This is a genomic window from Serratia sp. CY40230, from assembly GCF_052168835.1.
Taxonomy (GTDB): Bacteria; Pseudomonadota; Gammaproteobacteria; order Enterobacterales; family Enterobacteriaceae; genus Serratia; species Serratia nematodiphila.
In genome coordinates this window covers 914,982-934,375 of the sequence record NZ_JBJNLX010000002.1, presented here as the reverse complement: position 1 = coordinate 934,375, position 19,394 = coordinate 914,982, and the positions used below count along the sequence as shown (strand labels likewise).

The following is a 19,394-nucleotide window of genomic DNA, read 5'->3' as shown; positions in this document are numbered from 1 at the left end:
CGTCAGTTACCGATTACGTTTCCGTCGGTGCTGGAGCACGATCTGCAGCATATCTGGTACCACTCCTTCGGCTTTAACCGCTATCGCGGCTATGACTGGATGCCGGAGCCCTGCCGGTCCTGTTCGGAGAAAGAGCAAGACTACGGCGGCTGCCGCTGCCAGGCGTTCATGCTGACCGGCAACGCCGACAACGCCGACCCGGTGTGCGGCAAATCGCCGCACCACGGCACCATTCTGGCGGCGCGTGAAGCGGCGAATCACTCGCAGATCGGTATCGATCAGCTGCGTTTTCGCAATCAGACCAACTCCCGACTGATCTTCAAGGGATAGCGTGGTGCTGTCTTCACTGAGATCTGCCGGAACGGCCTTTTGAAAATTACGCCACGGTCTAACGCTTAAGGCAGCACCCTGACTTCGCCGTGCTGCAAGGTCAGTACTGCGATAGGGCTGCCGGAGAAGCACTCCTTAAAGAGCCAGCCGCTGGGCCGAAACGCCGCTGCGGGCAGCCCGGCCTGCCACTCCTCCCACTGCGGGGTCGGCTGATCCGACGGCAAAGAGAAAGAGACCAGCCAACCGGCTTCGCAGTGCGCCCTTTGGCCGGTTGGACGGGTGAAGGTATGCGCATCTGCCAGCTCCATCACCGGCGGTAAAACCTCAAAAGCGATGATCGGCACGCCGGCCACGCTTTGCGGCTGAGGGAAGCGCACGGCGGTTACACCGTCCATCGTGATGGGGCTGTCTTCGGTGCCGGGCTGGCGCGGCTCCTGCCGGTTTACCCAGCTTCCCTTTGGCAGGGTGATTTCGCCGAACGGCCTGGCCGCCTCGAGCGTCAGGTAGTTGCGCCGATTCCAGCGTTCTTCCGCCCGCTGGCTCTTGAGATCCTGGATGGCAATGTCGATCAGCATCAGCGCGAACGCTACCGGGTAGATCGCCAGCGCCGAGGCCAACAGATAGCCGCCCCAGGAAAGCGGCGGGCGCGGGCGGCCGCAGCGGGCGGCGGCATATCGCCAGCCCCACCAGGTGAGCAGGATGCCGGCGAGCAGCAGGGCCAATAACAGCGCCAGCAGGCCGGCGACGCCGGCGCCATAACCTAACAGCATGGCAAGTTCCTTATGTTCACGGCGTGGTGGAGCGATAGCGAATGAAGTAGGGCAGCGCCGGGGTCTCCCCGTCATCGCCATAGTGGCTTTCCGGTTCGATCACGGTTTGGCGTGCGTCGTCGCGCCCGTTGTAGCGGTACTCCAACGGCTGTCGGTAGTGCACTTCGGATGAGCGCAGATCGAAAATCAGCGAAAGACGGGCATCGCCGTTATCCGTTTGGGCGACCAGCTTATCGTTGCCCGCCCAGAGCTGATACAGCGATTTATCGCCGGTCTCCAGCAGCACCTTCAACTGCCCGTCGGATTGATAACGCAGAAGCTGATACACTCCTCTGTCCAGCGTTTGGGCGATCAGGTAGATGCCGCCGTCCGGGGCCTGCGCGCTTTCCTCCACGCGCACCAGCAGCCAGTGCAGTTCAATCACCTCGCCGGTTTTACCGTTAACGGCGATGTGTAACGCGCCGGATCCGAGCACCGGGTTCATCCAGAAATGCACGCGATCACCATCAACGGCGGTGAAGATCTCGGGTACGGATTTGCGCTTACCGGAGGCGTAAGCCGTCGGTGAGTCCTCCTCGCCGCGCTCAAAGCCCAGCAGTTGCCGCGCGTCCAGCAGCGCCGGCAGATCCAGCGTCTGCCGCCAATGGGCGCCGAAGTCCGGGCTGTAGAATACGCCTTCGGTGCTGATGAGATACAGCGCGCGTTTTCCCGGTTGCGCCACCAGTTTGCCGCCGACAAAGGAAGGCCGGTTGTCGTCGCCCTCCGGCCAAGGGATCAGCGCCCCGATGGTGCCCCGTTGCACATCAACCAGCCTGCGGCCCTTAGAGAGAAAAAGCACGCACTCCTGCTCGCCGCAAACCGCATCATGGATCAAGTCGTCGAGTTCCCCCAGCATCTGTAACCCTTTGGGGCCGGCAAACAGCACCTGGCTGAGGTAGTTGGCCGCCCAGCCGTAAAAGCTATTGTACGCGCGGTCTTCACTTCTTTTGCTGGTGAGCAGCAGGGCGCCGTCCTGCGCCGGGTAGCTGTGGATGAGATCGTAACGGGCTATTGTCGGCAACGCCTGGTCGCCCTGAGTCCATTGCCACTGCGCATAGCGTTGCTCAGGGGCGAGCAAATAGACGCCCAGCGCGCTGGCCAAAAACAGCGTCAGGATAATAAGGGGTCTTTTATAAAGCGCTAACGTCATCATTTCAGCTCCGTCACCTGAGCCTGCCGCCATAAACTGCGGCGCAGATTTCGCAGGTATTTAAACGTTTTAAACGTGCGGTGCTGGTCAAAAGAGTACAGGCGGCAGATCTGGGCGAACCCCTCGATCAACAGCGCCAGGCCGCTGACCATCAGCATCAGCAGCAGAATAATCGGCGGCAATTCGCTGCCGAGACGCTTCAGGGTCCAGGCATCCAGGTGAAAGCCGGCCGGGGTATCGGCGTTATCCACCACCATCATGCCGAGTACAAAACACGCCACGATTGCCCCAAAAATGAAGACAACGCGCGCGCACAGGTTAAGGCCGGCTTCGGTGAAGTAGCGGCTGCCGCCGATGAGATAGGTTTGGCGATCGCGATGATTGATGATCCCACGCACTTTGGGCAACTCGGGAATGACGTCGTTCTCGCAATACAGCACCTGCAGCGGATCGCCTTTGGCGATGAAAAGCGGATGTTGCCGACGAAATACCGGATGCAGTTTGGTATTGGGGACATTGAGCGCGCGGGTCGTCAACGCGAAGTGCGTCTCCTTCTGACGCCACGCATACGTATCCAAATACTGCACCTGCCGCGGGATCTCATATTGGCAGAGTTCGTAGTTCAGGGCGTTGACCGTCTCGATGCCGGAGGTCTCGACGCCGTCCGGGAGGGGAGGCGCGGTCTGCAGCGGTGCGGTCGCCGGCACAGCGTCTGCGCGGACGGCCCGGTATTTGATGCCGGGGATTTTCAGGCTGAGCGAGCCGGGCGGTGTGACGTCTTGCCCCAGCAGCACGCGATCCAGCGCCCGGAGCAGGCGCCTGCGGCCGCGGTGCCCGATCAGCAGGAGCTCCGAACCGACGAACAGCACTATGCCGATGCCGATAAGGCCGGCGATGATGGCGATAAAGAACAGGACGATGGTCAGCCAGGAATCTTCCCCGTCCATGATGAAAAAGGCCGCCGGGAAACCGCCGGCCAGCACCGCGCCCAGCAGCAGCAGGGCGAAGTATTTCAGCTTGTATTTCAGCGTCCTGTCAGGCTCCAGCCGGCCTTTCGTGCCGTGCAGCAGCCAGTGCAGCCAGTAGCTGCCGTCTTGCAGGCGGTGGGCACCGATCTTCACCCGATCGCCGGCGGCGAGCCTGGCCAGCAGATTTTCGCTGTCGCTGAAGTCGTCGCGGTAAAAAAAGAACGTCTGGCCGGAGGCGATGATCCTCACCAGGTTGTCGGGCGCCGTCTGCTGGCAGGCGCATTGTTCGACGGTCACATTAAAAAATTGGGTTTGCATGTCATTCCCTGTCAGTGGGCGTGGCCCGAAAATTCATCCCTGGCGCCGGGTATTCAGCGTTTTTTCATCAGCGGCAGCATGCGCACCAGCGCATTGTCCTTGACGATATAGTGGTGGAACAGCGCGGCGGCGGTATGCAGGCCGATCAGCCAGTAGCCGAATGACGCCAGCGTTTTGTGCCAGCCGATAATCATTCGTGCCTGCGGCCGATCGGCTACGTCGGCGAACGGCATCGACAGGCCGAACAGATACCACTCCTTGCCGCCCAGATAGCGCGAATACACCCCCAGCACCGGCAGCGTCAGCAGCAGCAGGTAAATCAGGGCGTGCGTCAGGTGCGCCAGGCCGGTTTGCCACTTCGGCGGTTTGGGCGCGATGGCGGGCGAGGGGTGGCGCCAGCGCAGGAGCAGACGGGCGATCATCAGCGCAAACACCGTTACGCCGCAGCTGAAGTGGGTGACAACCAGCGCGTACCAGGGGGCGCTGCCCGGTTTGGCATAGCCGCGCAGCTCGATGGTGACGCAGGTGATGGCCAGCAGGATCGCCACCAGCCAGTGCAGGCGGATTTGCCACGGCATGTAGGTGTTCTGCACCGGGTTACCTTTTGATGTTAAAGGGTCTGTGTGCCGATGGTAACGAAATGTTACAGGCGAGGAAAGCGCCTGCATGCAGTTTAAGCAAAATGCCAGGGATTACGCCGCTTATTAAGCTATGAATTTAGTGGGTTAAGTGCCTGGCGACAGGGGAGGTAGTTAGCATCGTAAGTTGTGAAGTTAATGCGCGGTAGGTTCAGAGGCTGGCAGCTTATTAAGCGATGAGGCGGGTAGCGCCGCAGCTCTCGCCGCGGCGCCTGGGATCAGTTTAATTTGGCCTTGGCGAAGTCGCTGCCGTTCACGTCCACCACGTAGCCGCTCAGGTTGCTGCGGGTGGCGTAGAACACTTTGCCGGTGGCCAGCGGCAGCCACGGCGCCTGTTTGGCGAAGATCACCTGCGCCTGTTGATACAGCCTGGCGCGCGCCTGCGGCTGGTTCTCCTGGATCGCCTGCTGGATCAGGCTGTCGTAATCCTTATCGCACCAGCGCGCCACGTTGGCGCCGCTCTGCACGCCGGCGCAGCCGAGCAGGGTGGCGAAGTTATCCGGATCGCCATTGTCGGACACCCAGCCGTACAGTGCGCTCTGTTGCTCGCCTTTGCGCAGCCCGGCCAGATACTGGCCCCACTCCCAGGTAACGATCTTGGCCTTCACGCCCACCTTCGCCCAGTCGCTCTGAATCATCTCGGCGATGCGCTTCGAGTTCGGGTTGTAAGGGCGCTGTACCGGCATCGACCAGATGTCGGTCTCAAAGCCCTGCTCCAGCCCGGCTTGCTTCAGCAGTTCGCGCGCCTTCTGCGGATCGTAGGCGTACTCCGGCAGTTTATCGTTGTAGCCCAGCATGCCCGGCGGCAGCAGCGAGTTGGCCGGGGTGCCGCTGTCTTTGAACACGGCGGCGACGATCGCTTTCTTGTCTACCGCGTAGCTCAGCGCCTGGCGCACCAGCAGGTTGTCGAACGGTTTTTTCTGGGTGTTGAACGCCAGATAGCCGACGTTCAGCCCGGTAATGTCGTGCAGTTGCAGGTTGCCGTCGGCCTTGATGGCGGCGAATTGCTCCGGCAGCGGTGCCGGGATGATCTGGCATTCGTTGGTTTTCAGCTTGGCCAACCGGGTTTGCGGATCCGGCGTAATCGAGAAGATCAGGTGCTTGCTGGCCACGTCGCCCTGCCAGTAGTGCGGGTTGGCGATGTAGCGGATCAGCGAATCCTGCTTGTACTGCTGCAGCGCGAACGGCCCGGTGCCGATCGGCCAGTTGTCGACGTATTCCGGCGTGCCCTTTTTCAGCATCGCGTCGGCGTACTCGGCGGACAGGATCGAGGCGAAATCCATCGCCCAGTCGGCGACGAAGGCGGCGTTAGGCTGGCTCAGCGTGAAGCGCACGTGGTGCTCGTCCACCGCTTCCACCTTGGTGATCAGCTTATCCAGGCCCATGTCGGTGAAGTATTCATAGTTGCCGCCGGAGACCTTGTGATACGGGTTGGCGGGATCCTTCTGTCGCATCACGGTGAACACCACGTCTTCGGCGTTGAAGTCGCGCGTTGGGGTGAAGTATTTGTTGCTGTTGAATTTCACGCCCTGGCGCAGGGTGAAGGTGTAGGTCTTGCCGTCCGGGCTAACGCTCCACTCGGTGGCCAGCGAAGGGGCGGGCGTTTTATCGCTTTCGCGCAGCGTCACCAGGCGGTTGTACAGCACCTGCGAGGTGGCGATAAAGGTCGGCCCGGAGCTGGAGAGCTGCGGGTTGAACGATTCCGGCGAGGCGACGGTGCAGTACACCAGCGCATCGGAAGCGGCCAGCGCGCCGCCCGCCGACAACAGGCCGCAGCCGGCCAGCACCAATCCGGCGATAGGGTGTTTTAAAAACGTCAAGGCAAGATCCTCAGGTGGAATGAGCCGTTACCGGCGAATTGATCTAACTATAGATAACGGATGGCGAGATCGGGAACAAGCGCCTCATCGGTGCATTCTGTGCGCCCCGCGTTGCCTGCCATTGCGGCGCAGATCTACACTGCTGGGCAAACAGTCACTCGCAAGGATTTCCCGATGAGCCACTTTCGCCCTGTCGCCCTTGAACACGCCAGCCGCCTGCTGAACCATGGCCCGACGGTATTGATCACCAGCCGCAGCCGCGACGGCGCCAAACGCAACGTGATGGCCGCCGCCTGGTCGATGCCGGTGGAGTTCAGCCCGCCGCGCATCGCCATCGTGGTGGACAAAGGGGCGCACAGCCGGCAAATGATCGAGGAGAGCGGCGCATTCGGCATTTGCGTGCCGGCGGCCATGTTCATCGACGCCACCTACGCGGTGGGCAGCGTGTCCGGGCTGGATGAAGACAAATTTTCCCGTTTCCATATCGCCGCGACGCCGAGCGCCACGCTGCAGGTGCCGCTGATCGAACAGGGTTGCGTGGCGTGGCTGGAGTGTCGGCTGCTGCCGGAAAGCGGCGCGCAGGAAAAATACGACACCTGCTTCGGCGAGGTGCTAAGCGCGGCGGCGGACGAGCGGGTGTTCCAACAGGGGCGCTGGCACTTCACCGCCGCCAATGCGGATCTGCACACCATTCATCATCTGGGGGCGGGCAACTTCGTGCGCAGCGGCGAGACGCTGCGGGCCAAACCGCTTTAATCGGCCTCGCGTTTGCGGTCTGCATCATAGCGCTCGCGGGCGGCGTCCAGCTCGGGGAAGTGGTATTCCGCCCACTTATCCAGCGCCGTCAGCGTCTCGACCAGCGAGCAGGCGACGGCGCTGAGGCGGTATTCCACATGGGCCTGATTCTTTTCACTTAAATCCAGCCGCTCGAGCAGCCCGTTGCGTTCCAGCTGGCGCAGCGTTTGCGTCAGCACCTTCTGCGAAATACCGTCGATGCGGCGCAGCAGCTCGCCGTTGCGCATCGGCCGCTGCGCCAGCGCGGGCAGGATCAGCATCACCCACTTGCCGGAAATCAGCGCCAGCGCATCGCGCGCGGAGCATTTGCTCGAATAGACGTCGCCGGGATAAGCCATTGGGGGTTACCTTCAGGTGCGTAATTGCCAAGGGGGCGATAAAGCCACAGCATAACAGCACCACCTTACAACGGGAGAAACAGGATGAACGTGCTGATTGTGCTGGCTCACCCCGAGCCGCATTCTTTCAATGCCCATTTGGCCGAACAGGCGCGGCAGGCCTGGCTGGCGCAGGGGCATCAGGTGAAAACGGTCGATCTGTATCAGGAGGGGTTTGATCCGCGCGAGGGCGCCGGCCACTACCCCAGCAGAAAGCAGGCGGACCGGTTCGATGCGATGCAGGAGCAGCGCCATCACTGGACGATCCAGGCGCTGCCGGCGGAGATCCGGCGGCATATCGAGCTGCTGCGCTGGGCGGATACGCTGGTGCTGCAGTTTCCTTTCTGGTGGTTCGGCGCGCCGGCCATCATCAAGGGCTGGATGGATCGGGTGTTCGTTTACGGCGGGCTCTACGACAGCCGCCACCGCCATGAGAACGGCGTGATGCGCGGCAAGCGGGCGCTGCTGACCGTCACCGCCGGCGCTTCCGCACAGGCCTGCGCGCCGGACGGGCGCGACGGCGACATGCGGCTGATGCTGTGGCCGATCATGCATGCGCTGCACTATATCGGCTTTAGCGTGCTGGAGCCGTTCCTGGTCTATGGCGTGCGCGGCGGGCTGGCGGGCGAGGAGCGGCAGGCGCAAAACGCCGCGTTGGCGCAGGTGACGCAGGCATATCGGGCTGGCTTAAGCGACCTTGCCGCCTGGCCGGCGGTGCCGTTCAACCGTAATGAAGATTTTGACGCCGATCTGGCGCTGAAGCCCGGCGCGCCGGTCTACAGTCCGTTCGTGCGGCACCGCGATCCGGCTTAGAACCCGGCCTTCAGCAGTTCCTCGCGCAAATCGTCGATAATCGCCGGTTCGATGTCGGGGAACTGCTGCTGAATATCGGCGATGGCTTCGGCCACGCTTGGGCCGGCGAAGGTGCCGGAGAAGGACAGCAGCGGCAGATTGGCGTCGCTGTCCGGCAGTTCACCGCGGATGGTGCCGGTGATCATGCCCGCTTTTTTTTCCGCCGTGAGGTCGTACTCCCCCACGCTTTTGTCGATCGGTTTCATTGGCCGCCTCGCTGTCGGTGAGTGTTTACCCGGTTCTGTTAAAGCATAGTGTTTCAGGCAATGAATACCAACCAATGTATATAATATTAATATAAAACAAAGTGATGCGTATTTTGTCGTTTGACGTTCAACGGGGGCCGGCGCTATGCTCTTGGCGCTAAAGGAACCTTCCTCACTGACAGGGACAGACGACATGAAAAGACTGAAAAGCGCGGCGCTGCTGTTGCCGCTGTTGGCGCTCAGCGCCTGCACCCACCCCCTCAGCAGCGCCGAGCAGCATGCCAAACACTACGTTTATCAAACCCGCGACGACTTCGATCCGCAATTCCGCACCGATGTGAACGGCAGCATTAAAAACGCCGTGCCGATGTTCGAACAGTTCTATCAGCAGGGGAAAAAGGATCGCGCGGCGGGCGTGGTGCGCAGCGAAGCGCAGAAAAAGGCCGACTACCTGGCCAGCCCGGAATTCCAGCAGAATATGGAACACAAAACCATTTTCATCAATCGCGCCTACAGCAGCACCGACAATCCTAAACGCCGCCAGGTGCTGTCGCAGGAAGCGGTAGGCGCCTATTGGGACGGCTACGAAGGGCGCTGACTTAATCCCACATAAACAGAAGGTAATAAAAACTGGCCTTCTGGCGGTTATTTGATTATAAAAACCGCCGCTAAGGACGATATTCATAGAAGAAACCAGGAGTGTTTATGTTGGCAAAAGTTAAGCGTTCGTTCGCCGCCGCCGTCGTTTTGATGTTGGCGCTGCCCGCGGTGCAGGCCGCGGATTACCGTGCGGGCGAGCAATATACCCGGCTGGATAAGCCGGTGGCCGCCGCACCGGCGGTGGTGGAGTTTTTCTCCTTCTACTGCGGGCCTTGCTATCAGTTCGCCGAAACCTACCGCGTAGGCAGCACCGTGGCGCAGGCGCTGCCCGCCGGTGAGAAAGTCACCAAATATCACGTCAGCCTGATGGGCAAACTGGGCAATGAGCTGACCGAAGCCTGGGCGGTGGCGACGGTGCTGGGCGTGGAAGACAAGATTGAAGGCGCGATGTTTGACGCGGTGCAGAAACAGCGCGCCGTCAACGGTGCCGACGATATTCAGCGGGTGTTCACGGCGGCCGGCATCGATGCCGCCAGCTATGAAAACGCGCGCCACAGCCTGCTGGTCAAAGGGTTGATCGCCAAGCAGAATGAAGCGGTGAAAGCGTTCGAGGTGCGCGGCACCCCGTCGTTCTACGTGGCAGGCAAATACAAGATAGATAATGCCGGCATGGCCAGCACCAGCGTCGAAGGTTACGCCAAAGAGTACGCGGCGGTGGTGCGCCATCTGTTGGACACGCAGCCTTAAGGCGATGCTTCCCCGGCGCCCGGTGATCTGTGATCGCGGCGCCAAATCCCCCGTTCGCCATTGATTGTGTGTTAACGGATTGTTATGGTGTTTTTCTGTTCAACGGCGCAGCACCGCTGCTGTTTGAAGGGAGAGATCATGACGGCATTGGCAACGCTCCGGGACGTCGGCTTCGAAGAGTGGCTGGGGAAAATCAACACCGCCTGCGGCCGATTCTGCGCGAAAACGTTGGGGCCCGGCTTTCGCGGGGCGATGCAGGAGTTTCGCGCCCATGCCCTGCGCCTGAGCGTGGTCGACGTGTCTCAGGCCCGGTTGTACCGCACGCCGCGTGAGATCGCCCGCAGCGACGGCGCGCACTTTTTCACCGTCATCCAGCTGCGCGGCAGTGCATTGATGGAGCAGGGCGATCGCCAAACGCTGCTCTCCCCCGGCGACATGACGCTGATCGATGCCTCACGGCCCAGCAGCTTCACCTTCCAGCGCGATTCGCGCCAAATCTCCCTGTTGTTGCCGCGCGGCTGCCTGCCGCTGCCGCCGCCTGGTGCGCAGCGTCTCGGGGCCGAGCTCAGCGCGGTGCGCCTCAGCCGCCAGCTGGTGCTGAGCAGCATGCAGGATCCTCAGCTCGCCGCGGCGGAAAGCGAGGCGGTGCTGAATGCGCTGGCGGCGCTGCTGCGCCCGGCGTTGGCGCTCGAACAGGCGCGTCCGGAAGGGCAACAACCGGTCTTCGACAAGGCGCTGGCGTTGATCGACAGGCATATTCAGTCGGCGCAGCTGCGCCCTGAGTGGGTGGCGGCCGAGTTGGGGGTGTCGCTGCGCAGTCTGTATCGGCTGTTCGCCCGCCAGGGGCTGGTGGTGGCCCAGTACATCAGGAACCGCAGGCTGGATCTGTGCGCGCAGGCGCTGCGCAGCGCCGCCGGGCAAGAAAAGCTGGCCGGAGTCGGCCTCGACTGGGGCTTCGCCGATCACAGCCATTTCTCGACCGCTTTCAAGCAGCGTTTCGGCATGTCACCGAGCGAGTATCGCCGGCAGTATCAGTAAGTCAGGGCGCGAGCCAGGCTCGCGCCGCTTCACTCAATAGCGGATGCAGACCGATTTCGACTCGGTGTAAGCGTCCAGCCAATCCGGGCCGAAGTCACGGCCGCTGCCCGACTGTTTGAACCCGCCGAACGGCATATTCGGGTCGATCAGCGTATGGGTGTTGACCCACACGGTGCCGGCCTGAATGCGCGGCGTCAGCGCCATCGCCTGCTGCAGGCTGGTGGTCCACAGGCTGGCGGTCAGCCCGAAGTCGGTGTCGTTGGCCTTGCTCAGCGCTTCTTCGGCGCTCGCCACCCGGATCAGGTTGACCACCGGGCCGAACACTTCCTCGCGCGCCAGGTTCAGCCGATCGTCCGGGTTGATCACCAGGGTCGGCGGAATGTAGAAGCCGTTGGCGTCCGGCCCGGCCGCGCCGCCGATAAGCTCGGCGTTTTTCGCCCGGGCATCGTCCAGGTAGGCCGCCACCTTGTTGCGGTGCGCGAGCGACACCAGCGGGTTGATTTGCGCGCCGGTATCCATCCCCGGCCCGACCGACAGCGATTTCACCGCCTGTTCGAATCCGGCCACCAACCGATCATAAATCGGCGCTTCGATATAGATTCGCGAGCTGGCGGCACACACCTGCCCCTGGTTGAGGAAGCTGCCGAGCATCAGGCCTTCGATCACCTGCTGCGGATCGGCATCTTTCAGCACGATGGCCGGGTTTTTGCCGCCCAGCTCCAGCGTCACGCGGGTCAGGCGATCCGCCGCCGCGCGCGCGATGCTTTTGCCCACCGGCGTGGAGCCGGTAAAGCTGACTTTGGCGATCAGCGGATGTTCGGTCAGCGCCTTGCCGCACACGGTGCCGCGGCCGGTGACCACGTTGAACGCGCCCGGCGGCACGCCGGCTTCGCTCGCCAGTTCGGCGATGCGCAGCAGGGTGAGCGGGGTGGTTTCCGACGGCTTGATGACGATGGAGCAGCCCGCGGCCAGCGCCGGCATCACTTTCCACATGCCGATCATCAGCGGGAAGTTCCAGGGCACGATGCCGGCGACCACGCCGATCGGCTCTTTGCGCGTATAAACCTGATATTTGGCGCCCGGTGGCATCGGAATGGAGACGTCCAGCGTCTGGCCGGTGATTTTGGTCGCCAGCCCGGCGGTGTAGCGCATCCAGTTCAGGGTGCTGCCGACTTCGAAGGCGCGGGCGATGTTGATGGATTTGCCCTGCTCAAGGGTTTCGAGCTGCGCCAATTCTTCGGCGTGCTGCTCCACCAGATCGGCGAAGCGCAGCAGGATGCGTTCACGCTCTACCGGCAGGCGCTGCGCCCAGACGCCTTCGCTGAAGGCTTTGTGGGCGGACTGCACCGCCAGCGCGACGTCGTGTTCATTGGCGTCGGCGGTGGTGGCGATCTGCTGCCCATTGGCGGGGTTGTACACCGCCAGGCGGCCTTCCGCGGCGGACGCGCGCCACTGGCCGTCGATATACAGCCCATGCTGACGATCGAGAAAACGCGACACGCTATCCAGCACGGCTACGGTATTGTCAGACATACATCCTCCGATCAGGCTCATCAGGTTATCGTTAACCCTGCAAGTCTAGATCAGCGGGAAAGCGGCGGCTTTGGTCTGCCTGACATTCGGTTTGTCCTGCGTGTCATTTTGCCGTGACGGGAGAGTAAACCGCGGCCGGCGGGCGCCGGCCGGGAGGGATCACGAGCTCAGGGTCGCCAGACGGGTGGCAAAACCGAGGAACAGCAGGCCGATCAGGCCGTTGCCGAGCTTCGCCAGGCCTTTCTTGTGGTTGAAGAAATGCGCCAGCATCGCGCCGGAGAAGATCAGCGTGCTCATGTAGATAAAGCTGACGGCTTCGAGGATCAGCGCCAGAATGGTGAACGACAGCCCGGTGTGCGCGTAGTTGAAGTCGATGAACTGCACGAAGAACGACACGTAAAACAGAATGGCTTTCGGGTTGGTCAGGCTCAGCGTCAGCGACTTGCGCAGAATGCTGTGGCCGCCTTCAATTTGCTGCTGTTGCGCCTGCGCCTTCTGCACGAAGGTGGCGTAGAGGATTTTTGCGCCGAGGAACAGCAGGTAAATCGCGCCGAGAAAACGCACCAGGGTAAACAGGAACGGCGTGGTGCGGATCAGCGACGCCACGCCGATATAGGCGCAGAAGATCAGGATCGCATCGCCGATAAACACGCCCAGCGCCGCGGTGTAGCCGGCGCGCACGCCGCGCGATATGCCGGTTTTCAGCACGTACAGCGTATTCGGCCCCGGCAGAATGATGATGAAGACCACCCCGGCCAAATAGGTCCATAAATTCAGGACGCCAAAACTCTCTAACACAATAACCTCTCCATGCGCGCAACTAACAGGCAAAAACACTGGCCACGCCCGTGGCCGGCCGCGATCCTAACGCCGTGCAAGCGGGTTGGCAACGTAATAAACTTCATGTTGTTGGTTAAAAATTGTCGAAACATTGTTGAAAACGTCGGCGTCGAATTAAAAAGCAAGAGTCGGCGTGTTTCGCCAACGGCCCGTCACTATGCTGGTTAACATCGAAACCGCAGTGAGGAACGGATGATGAAAAACGTAATCGACAGCGCCGATCCGCGCTGGCTGGCGATCGTCAGCCGCGACAAGCACGCCGACGGCCGCTTTATCTACGCGGTGAAAACCACCGGCGTGTATTGCTCGCCTTCCTGCCCGTCACGCCAGCCGAATCGGCAAAACGTGGAGCTGTTCGACGATGCGGAACAGGCGGAGGCGGCGGGTTATCGGCCCTGCAAACGCTGCCGCCAGGGGCTGACGCCGTTGACAGAGCAGCATGCGCGGCAGATAGCCGAGGCCTGCCGCTATATCGAACGGGCGGAGAAAGCGCCGTCGCTGCAGACGCTGGCGCGCCACGTCGGGTTGAGCCAATACCATTTCCACCGGCTGTTTAAAGCGATCACCGGCCTGACGCCGAAAGGCTACGCCGACGCGCAGCGTAGCCAGCGCTTGCGCACCGGTCTTTCGCAGCAGGAGACGGTGACCGACGCGATCTTCGACGCCGGCTATGGCGCCAACGGCCGCTTCTACCAGCAAGCCAACGCCGCGCTGGGCATGACGCCGAAGGCTTACCGGGCGGGCGGCAAAGGCATGCGCATCCATTTCGCCGTCGGGCGCTGTTCGCTGGGCGAGATCCTGGCGGCGCAGAGCGAGGTGGGCATTTGCGCCATTCTGCTGGGGGACGATGCGCAGCAGCTGGTGCAGGATCTGCAGGATAAATTCCCCAACGCCGAGCTGATCGGCGGTGACGCGCAGTATGAAGCGCTGATGGCGCAGGTGGTGGGCCTGATTGAAGCGCCGGAGAGCGGGCTGGCGCTGCCGCTGGATATTCGCGGCACTGCGTTTCAACAGCGGGTCTGGCGGGCGCTGCAGGCTATACCGGTCGGCGAAACCGTCAGCTATGCCGATATCGCCCGGCGCATCGGCGCGCCGAAAGCGGTGCGCGCGGTGGCCGGCGCCTGCGCCGCCAACGTGCTGGCGGTGGCAATCCCCTGTCACCGGGTGGTGCGCAACGACGGCGCCTTGTCCGGTTATCGCTGGGGCGTCGAGCGCAAGAAAGCCTTGCTGGAAAAGGAGGCGCAGCGATGAGCGGCGCGCTGGCGGCGCGGTTGGCCGAATTGGACTGGGTGGCGATCGAACGCGAACTTGATGCGCAGGGGGGCGCGCGCCTGCCGGGCGTGCTCAGCGCCGAGCTGTGCCGGCAATTGGCGGCGCTGTATCCGCATGGCGAGCACTTCCGCAGCCGCATCGTCATGGCGCGGCACGGTTTTGGTCGCGGCGAGTACCAGTATTTTGCGTATCCGTTACCGCCCCCGGTGGCCGAAGTGCGCGGCCTGCTGTACGCGCGGTTGGCGCCGTTGGCCAATCGCTGGAACGCCATGCTGGGCCTGGCGGCGCGCTATCCCGCCGAACACGAGGCCTACCTGACTGAATGCCATCAGGCCGGCCAGCGGCGGCCAACGCCGCTGCTGTTGCGTTACACGGAGGGGGATTACAACTGCCTGCATCAGGATCTGTACGGCGAACGGGTGTTTCCGCTGCAGGTAGCGTTTTTGCTCTCCGCCCCTGAACGGGATTTCACCGGCGGCGAGTTTGTGCTGACCGAGCAGCGGCCGCGGATGCAGAGCCGGCCGGAGGTGGTGCCCTTGCAGCAGGGCGACGCGGTGGTGTTCGCGGTGCACCATCGGCCGGTGGCCGGGGCGAGAGGCTACTATCGGGTCAATCTGCGCCACGGCGTCAGCCGGATACGCACCGGCCAACGCCACACGCTAGGGGTGATCTTTCACGACGCGTTATAGCTTGCGCGCCAGCAGGGTGGCGAAGCGCAGCGAGATGCGGTTGCCGGCGGCGTCGGTCTTGTGCAGTTGGCCGACGTCCTCGTTGTATTTGAGGATCTGCCAGTCGCGGTAATAGTGCTTCAGCTCGCCCGGCTTGAAGGTGAACGGGAACGGCAGCGGGCAGGGATAATCTTCGGTATCCATCGCCGCCACGATCAGATTATGGCCGCCGGGCACGGTGCTGTCCTGCATGTTTTGCACGATATGCGGGATCTGCTGGCGCTCGAGGAACATCAACACCACGGTGGACAGGATGAAGTCGTACTCGCCGCTGAAGCGGTGAGTATTGAGATCCTGCACCCCGGCGCTCAGGCGGGTCAATTGCTCGGCGTCGATGATCTGATTGAGGCGAGCTATCGACGGCGCGTGCTTGTCCCAGGCGGTGACGTCGAAACCTTTCAGATTGAGATAGAGCGAATTGCGGCCGCCGCCGCAGCCCAGATCCAGCGCCTTGCCCGGTGCGATGCGCGCCGCCGCCTCGATCACTTCGGAGTGGGTGCGCGTCAGTTCGTATTTCTTGTGGTAGTAATCTTCCGGCGTGCAGTAGAACGCCAGCCGGCAGGTCATGTCGTCCGAGAAGGAAACGATGCGATGCCACTGCTGCGGTTCGATAAACGGCGGCTGGCTTTCGGGGCTAAACTGCCAGGTCTCGGTGGTGGCGCCGTCTTCGGTCATCATGGCGAACGTCAGGTTGCCGCTCAGCACGGTGAGTTTCGCCCAGGTGCCGCTCTGGGTGTTGTGGCGCTGGCGAAAGGCTTCCGGCAGTGTGTCGCTGTTCCATTCCGGCAGGGTTTTATAGCAAAGCAGCTGCTGCTCCATAGGGGGCTCCTCTGGCAGGGCAAACAAAGTGATTTATATGATGTATATAAAATACATCTTTATCGATCGTTTGAACATAGCGGCCTGACGGAAAGGCGCGGCGATATCTTTATACTGGATTGTGCGCGGCGGCTGGGCTAATTTCAGTGCTGTTCATGTCATCACGTTCAGGGAAAAGATGCCGATATCTCGTTTATTCCACCCGATGCCCTTCCGTTTGCTGAGCCTGGCCGCGCTGCTGGCGCTGGCGGGCTGTACCAGCAAAACCACCACCACGGCGCCGGCGGCGCGCCCCGCCGACGTAAAAGCCCGACTGATGACGCTGATCCCGGCCAACGCCGGCGATCGTCAGGGCTGGGCCACCGATATTACCGCCGCCTTCGCCGCGCAGGGCATTGAACCGAGCGATGAGAACCTGTGTTCGGTGCTGGCGGTGACCGAACAAGAGTCGACGTTCCAGGCTAACCCGCAGGTGCCGGGGCTGCCGAAGATCGCCTGGAAAGAGATCGACCGCCGTGCCGATCAGATGCACATCCCGAACTTTTTGGTGCATACCGCGTTGAAGATCTCGTCGTCGAACGGCCAGAGCTACAGCGAGCGTCTGGATAAGGTGCGCACGGAGAAGGATCTGAGCGATATCTTCGATGACATGATCGACCGCGTGCCGATGGGACAGAAGCTGTTCGGCCATTTGAACCCGGTACATACCGGCGGCCCGATGCAGGTGAGCATCGCCTTCGCCGAGGCGCACGCCAAAGGGTATCCTTATCCGGTCGACGGCTCGATTCGCCGCGAAGTTTTCAGCCGGCGCGGCGGCATGTACTTCGGCATTATGCATTTGCTGGGGTACCCGGCCGATTACAGCCGGCCGATTTACCGCTTTGCCGACTTCAACGCCGGCTGGTACGCCAGCCGCAACGCGGCGTTCCAAAACGCGGTCAGCCGGGCGAGCGCCATTCCGCTGGCGCTGGACGGCGATCTGATCGACTTCAGCAGCGACAAGCCCGGCTCGACCGAGCTGGCGGTGCGTACGCTCGGCAAGCGCCTGAACATGAGCGACAGCGCCATTCGCCGGGCGCTTGAGAAAGGCGATACGGCTGACTTTGCCGATACCGACCTGTATAAGAAGGTCTTTGCGTTGGCGGGCGGCAAGCTGCCGCGTGAGATGCTGCCGGGTATCCAGTTGGAAAGCCCGAAAATCACCCGCAAGCTGACCACCGCCTGGTTCGCCAAGCGGGTGGATGAACGCCGCCAGCGCTGCATGGCGCGCGCCGGCGGGTAACGGTATGAAAAACGCCGCCGGTGGCCTGAACCACCGGCGGCGCGATCATCGCGCCTCAGGCGCTGCGGCGTGGGTTGGTCAGGCCGAAGTTAAAGCTGTTGCAACGGTTGCAGAACTCTTTCATCACCGGCGGCGTGTCCATCATCGGCACTTTCACCTCGATAAACGCCAGCCGATCCTGCCGCGAGGCGTGTTCCAGGGCCATTTCCAGCTGTTGCGTGGTTTCCACCGCCACGCTGAACGGCTGCGCCTGGGTATTCAATACCGCCGGCAGTTTGGCGTAGTCCCACGGGCTGATGTCGTTGTAGGACGAGTTTTCGCCGAGGATATAGCGTTCGATAGTGTAACCGTCGTTGTTGATCAGGAAGATGATCGGCTTTTGTTCGCAGCGCAGCAGGGTGGACACTTCCTGCGCGGTAAGCTGGAAGGAGCCGTCGCCGATGAACAGCAGGTGACGGCGCTCAGGGGCCGCCATCAGGGTGCCGAGCAGCGCCGGCAGGGTATAACCGATCGAGCCCCAAATCGGTTGGTTGACCACCTTGACGCCGTCCGGCATGCGCATGCCGCCGATGGCCGCGCCGGAGGTGCCGTTTTCCACCACCACCACGTCATCCGCCCGGATGAAGCGTTGGATGCGCCGCCACAGATAGGCCTGGTCGATAGGCGCGTCGCTCGGCGTCGCCAGCTTGTCACGCGGATCGGCCAGCGGTGATAAAAGCTGCGCCGGCGCGTCTTCGCTCAGATCCAACAGTGCCTGCAGTAGATCCGCCGTCGCTACCGCCGGGTAGGACGTATTGTCCAGCTTCAGCGAGAACGGCTGAATATCCACCTGAGCGGCGGCGGGAATTTGCTGCGAGAAATAGCCGGTGGTGGAGTCCACCAGACGCACGCCGAAACTCAGCACGCAATCTGAGTGGGCCATGCGTTCATACAATTCGGGGCGCGACAGGTTGCCGCTGTAGCCGCCCATCCAGCCGGCAGTGTTTTCCGGGATAATGCATTTGGCGGTTGGCATATTGGTCAGCGGTATGGCGAAGCGGTGAGCGACATCGATAACCAACTGCTGCAACTGGTAGCGATCCACCATTTGGTCGACCAATATGATCGGGCGCTGCGCGCGCTTTATTTTGGTTAACAGCGCCATTGCCGCCAATTGCACATTGTATTTATCGCTCGCCGGCAATTGCGGCGCTGCTGCGGCTTCGGCGACTTCAATTTCGATATCGCAAATATCAGACGGCAGCTGTAAATACACCGGTTTCTTCTCTATCCAGGCGCGAGAAATAACGCGTGGAATTTCCTGCGCGGCATTTTCCGGCGTGATAAGAGCCTGAGCGACGGTGAATTGTTTAAAGCAGTTCATGACGTTGTCGAAATTGCCATCGCCCAGGGTATGGTGCAATAGCTGATGATTCTTCATCGCGTGCAGCGGCGGCGTGCCGGCGATGCAGACCACCGGCGAGGATTCGGCATAGGCTCCGGCGATGCCGGACAGCGCGGCCAGATCGCCGACGCCGTAGGTGACGATCAGCGCGCCGGCGCCTTTCATGCGGGCGTAACCGTCGGCGGCGTAGGAGGCGTTCAATTCATTGCAGTTGCCGACAAACGCCAGCCGCTCGTCGTTTTCCAGCAGCTCCAGCAGGCTGAGGTTATAGTCGCCGGGCACGCCATAAATACGATCGACGTTCAGGGCGTGAAGCTGTTGCAGAATGAATGACCCGATAGTTATTTTCATTGATTGCTCCGGATTATTTATCTTTATTTTGTCAGGCGAAAATCAGCAAAAATAAATTGCTGGCGATGTTGTGTCGTTAGCATTAACAGTTATTTAAAGTGCCAGCTTGTTCAAGATAGGAGGAGCGGCCGAGGAAGAGGCGGTTTGTATTCGGCGCTTTACGCGATGGGTTTGTCCATAAATAGTGTGGCTATTGTGCATTAGGGCGGGGCGGTATTTTTCGTTGACGGCATATCGGCAGAAAAACGGCGGCGCATTGGTATTTATCATGATGCAGGGTGAATCATCCGGTACTTTTGAAGCCGTGTTAAATCCCATTGAGCGGTGCAACGCTTTTTGCCTGAGAAAGAAAAGCACAACTTCATGTAAAGGTGCATTTTGGTGATCCGCCGCACGCTTATTTAAAGAAACCTTCCAGCAACCAATTAAAAACAAAAAATTAACAATGAGGTTTTTTTATTCGGTCATGGTTGTCAGTTTTGCTTTACAGATGCCGCAATGCGCGCCGCGTCGGGCCGGTGTAAAAATGGGCCGTCA

The 19,394-nt window shown here is 61.4% G+C and carries 19 protein-coding genes and 1 pseudogene; 9 read left to right on the top strand and 11 right to left on the bottom strand.

What is annotated here, in order from left to right; translation table 11 throughout:
* Positions 1 to 330: pseudogene (locus tag ACJ8IJ_RS11680) on the top strand (pyrroloquinoline quinone biosynthesis protein PqqE); the annotation flags it as partial.
* Positions 331 to 395: 65 nt separating this feature from the next.
* Here the strand turns inward: ACJ8IJ_RS11680 and ACJ8IJ_RS11675 are convergent.
* From ACJ8IJ_RS11675 to ACJ8IJ_RS11655, 5 genes are all read right to left on the bottom strand, one after another.
* Positions 396 to 1,100 carry a hypothetical protein gene (locus tag ACJ8IJ_RS11675; protein WP_442518641.1) on the bottom strand — a complete coding sequence of 235 codons (705 nt, stop codon included), beginning with the start codon at positions 1,098 to 1,100 and terminating at the stop codon, positions 396 to 398.
* A 16-nt stretch (positions 1,101 to 1,116) separates the two neighbouring features.
* Positions 1,117 to 2,292: a hypothetical protein gene (locus ACJ8IJ_RS11670; protein WP_049188735.1), complete on the bottom strand. Its 1,176-nt coding sequence runs from the start codon at positions 2,290 to 2,292 to the stop codon at positions 1,117 to 1,119.
* On the bottom strand, positions 2,289 to 3,575 hold the full coding sequence (locus ACJ8IJ_RS11665; RefSeq protein WP_004940658.1) for a hypothetical protein: 1,287 nt from the start codon (positions 3,573 to 3,575) through the stop codon (positions 2,289 to 2,291). The genes ACJ8IJ_RS11670 and ACJ8IJ_RS11665 overlap by 4 nt, the downstream gene beginning before the upstream one ends.
* A gap of 53 nt (positions 3,576 to 3,628) precedes the next feature.
* Positions 3,629 to 4,153, bottom strand: coding sequence for a cytochrome b561 (gene cybB, locus ACJ8IJ_RS11660; RefSeq protein ID WP_080116087.1), 525 nt, complete (start codon positions 4,151 to 4,153; stop codon positions 3,629 to 3,631).
* Positions 4,154 to 4,431: 278 nt separating this feature from the next.
* On the bottom strand, positions 4,432 to 6,033 hold the full coding sequence (locus tag ACJ8IJ_RS11655) for an ABC transporter substrate-binding protein (RefSeq protein ID WP_015376775.1): 1,602 nt from the start codon (positions 6,031 to 6,033) through the stop codon (positions 4,432 to 4,434).
* A 174-nt stretch (positions 6,034 to 6,207) separates the two neighbouring features.
* Here ACJ8IJ_RS11655 and ACJ8IJ_RS11650 point away from each other — a divergent pair, with 174 nt between their 5' ends.
* On the top strand, positions 6,208 to 6,789 hold the full coding sequence (locus ACJ8IJ_RS11650) for a flavin reductase family protein (RefSeq protein ID WP_131164638.1): 582 nt from the start codon (positions 6,208 to 6,210) through the stop codon (positions 6,787 to 6,789).
* On the opposite strand, the gene ACJ8IJ_RS11645 is transcribed toward ACJ8IJ_RS11650, so the two are convergent.
* The gene (locus ACJ8IJ_RS11645) at positions 6,786 to 7,166 is read right to left on the bottom strand and encodes a winged helix-turn-helix transcriptional regulator (protein WP_004940645.1); all 381 of its coding nucleotides are present in this window, start codon (positions 7,164 to 7,166) and stop codon (positions 6,786 to 6,788) included. The two genes, ACJ8IJ_RS11650 and ACJ8IJ_RS11645, sit on opposite strands and share 4 nt — an antisense overlap.
* 84 nt (positions 7,167 to 7,250) lie before the next feature.
* Here ACJ8IJ_RS11645 and ACJ8IJ_RS11640 point away from each other — a divergent pair, with 84 nt between their 5' ends.
* On the top strand, positions 7,251 to 8,018 hold the full coding sequence (locus tag ACJ8IJ_RS11640) for an NAD(P)H-dependent oxidoreductase (protein WP_049188727.1): 768 nt from the start codon (positions 7,251 to 7,253) through the stop codon (positions 8,016 to 8,018).
* Here ACJ8IJ_RS11640 and ACJ8IJ_RS11635 read toward each other — a convergent pair.
* On the bottom strand, positions 8,015 to 8,263 hold the full coding sequence (locus ACJ8IJ_RS11635) for a hypothetical protein (protein ID WP_131164637.1): 249 nt from the start codon (positions 8,261 to 8,263) through the stop codon (positions 8,015 to 8,017). The genes ACJ8IJ_RS11640 and ACJ8IJ_RS11635 overlap by 4 nt on opposite strands.
* A 193-nt stretch (positions 8,264 to 8,456) precedes the next feature.
* Between ACJ8IJ_RS11635 and ACJ8IJ_RS11630 the strand changes: the two genes are divergently transcribed.
* From ACJ8IJ_RS11630 to feaR, 3 genes are all read left to right on the top strand, one after another.
* On the top strand, positions 8,457 to 8,861 hold the full coding sequence (locus tag ACJ8IJ_RS11630; RefSeq protein ID WP_154871256.1) for an Exc2 family lipoprotein: 405 nt from the start codon (positions 8,457 to 8,459) through the stop codon (positions 8,859 to 8,861).
* Between the two features lie 107 nt (positions 8,862 to 8,968).
* Positions 8,969 to 9,610 (top strand): DsbA family protein, encoded by a 642-nt coding sequence (locus ACJ8IJ_RS11625; RefSeq protein WP_250602517.1) that lies wholly within the window; start codon positions 8,969 to 8,971, stop codon positions 9,608 to 9,610.
* A gap of 138 nt (positions 9,611 to 9,748) precedes the next feature.
* Complete coding sequence (feaR, locus tag ACJ8IJ_RS11620; protein WP_015376780.1) at positions 9,749 to 10,648, top strand: transcriptional regulator FeaR; 900 nt, start codon at positions 9,749 to 9,751, stop codon at positions 10,646 to 10,648.
* A 33-nt stretch (positions 10,649 to 10,681) separates the two neighbouring features.
* Here feaR and ACJ8IJ_RS11615 read toward each other — a convergent pair whose 3' ends face one another.
* Positions 10,682 to 12,181 (bottom strand): aldehyde dehydrogenase family protein, encoded by a 1,500-nt coding sequence (locus ACJ8IJ_RS11615; RefSeq protein WP_280630897.1) that lies wholly within the window; start codon positions 12,179 to 12,181, stop codon positions 10,682 to 10,684.
* 159 nt (positions 12,182 to 12,340) lie between these two features.
* Positions 12,341 to 12,979 (bottom strand): leucine efflux protein LeuE, encoded by a 639-nt coding sequence (gene leuE / locus ACJ8IJ_RS11610; RefSeq protein ID WP_004940625.1) that lies wholly within the window; start codon positions 12,977 to 12,979, stop codon positions 12,341 to 12,343.
* 237 nt (positions 12,980 to 13,216) lie between these two features.
* Here leuE and ada point away from each other — a divergent pair, with 237 nt between their 5' ends.
* Positions 13,217 to 14,272 carry a bifunctional DNA-binding transcriptional regulator/O6-methylguanine-DNA methyltransferase Ada gene (gene ada, locus ACJ8IJ_RS11605; RefSeq protein ID WP_049242853.1) on the top strand — a complete coding sequence of 352 codons (1,056 nt, stop codon included), beginning with the start codon at positions 13,217 to 13,219 and terminating at the stop codon, positions 14,270 to 14,272.
* Entirely contained in the window at positions 14,269 to 14,982 is a 714-nt protein-coding gene (locus ACJ8IJ_RS11600; protein ID WP_004940618.1) for a 2OG-Fe(II) oxygenase, read from the top strand. Before ada ends, ACJ8IJ_RS11600 begins: the two co-directional genes overlap by 4 nt.
* Here ACJ8IJ_RS11600 and tehB read toward each other — a convergent pair.
* Positions 14,977 to 15,840, bottom strand: a complete 864-nt coding sequence (gene tehB, locus ACJ8IJ_RS11595) for an SAM-dependent methyltransferase TehB (protein WP_004940615.1) — start codon at positions 15,838 to 15,840, stop codon at positions 14,977 to 14,979. The two genes, ACJ8IJ_RS11600 and tehB, sit on opposite strands and share 6 nt — an antisense overlap.
* A 178-nt stretch (positions 15,841 to 16,018) precedes the next feature.
* On the opposite strand from tehB, the gene ACJ8IJ_RS11590 reads away from it, so the two are divergent.
* Positions 16,019 to 17,122: a DUF1615 domain-containing protein gene (locus tag ACJ8IJ_RS11590; protein ID WP_004940610.1), complete on the top strand. Its 1,104-nt coding sequence runs from the start codon at positions 16,019 to 16,021 to the stop codon at positions 17,120 to 17,122.
* Between the two features lie 55 nt (positions 17,123 to 17,177).
* Here ACJ8IJ_RS11590 and ACJ8IJ_RS11585 read toward each other — a convergent pair whose 3' ends face one another.
* Positions 17,178 to 18,857, bottom strand: coding sequence for an alpha-keto acid decarboxylase family protein (locus ACJ8IJ_RS11585; RefSeq protein ID WP_442518640.1), 1,680 nt, complete (start codon positions 18,855 to 18,857; stop codon positions 17,178 to 17,180).
* Positions 18,858 to 19,394: the final 537 nt, after the last annotated feature.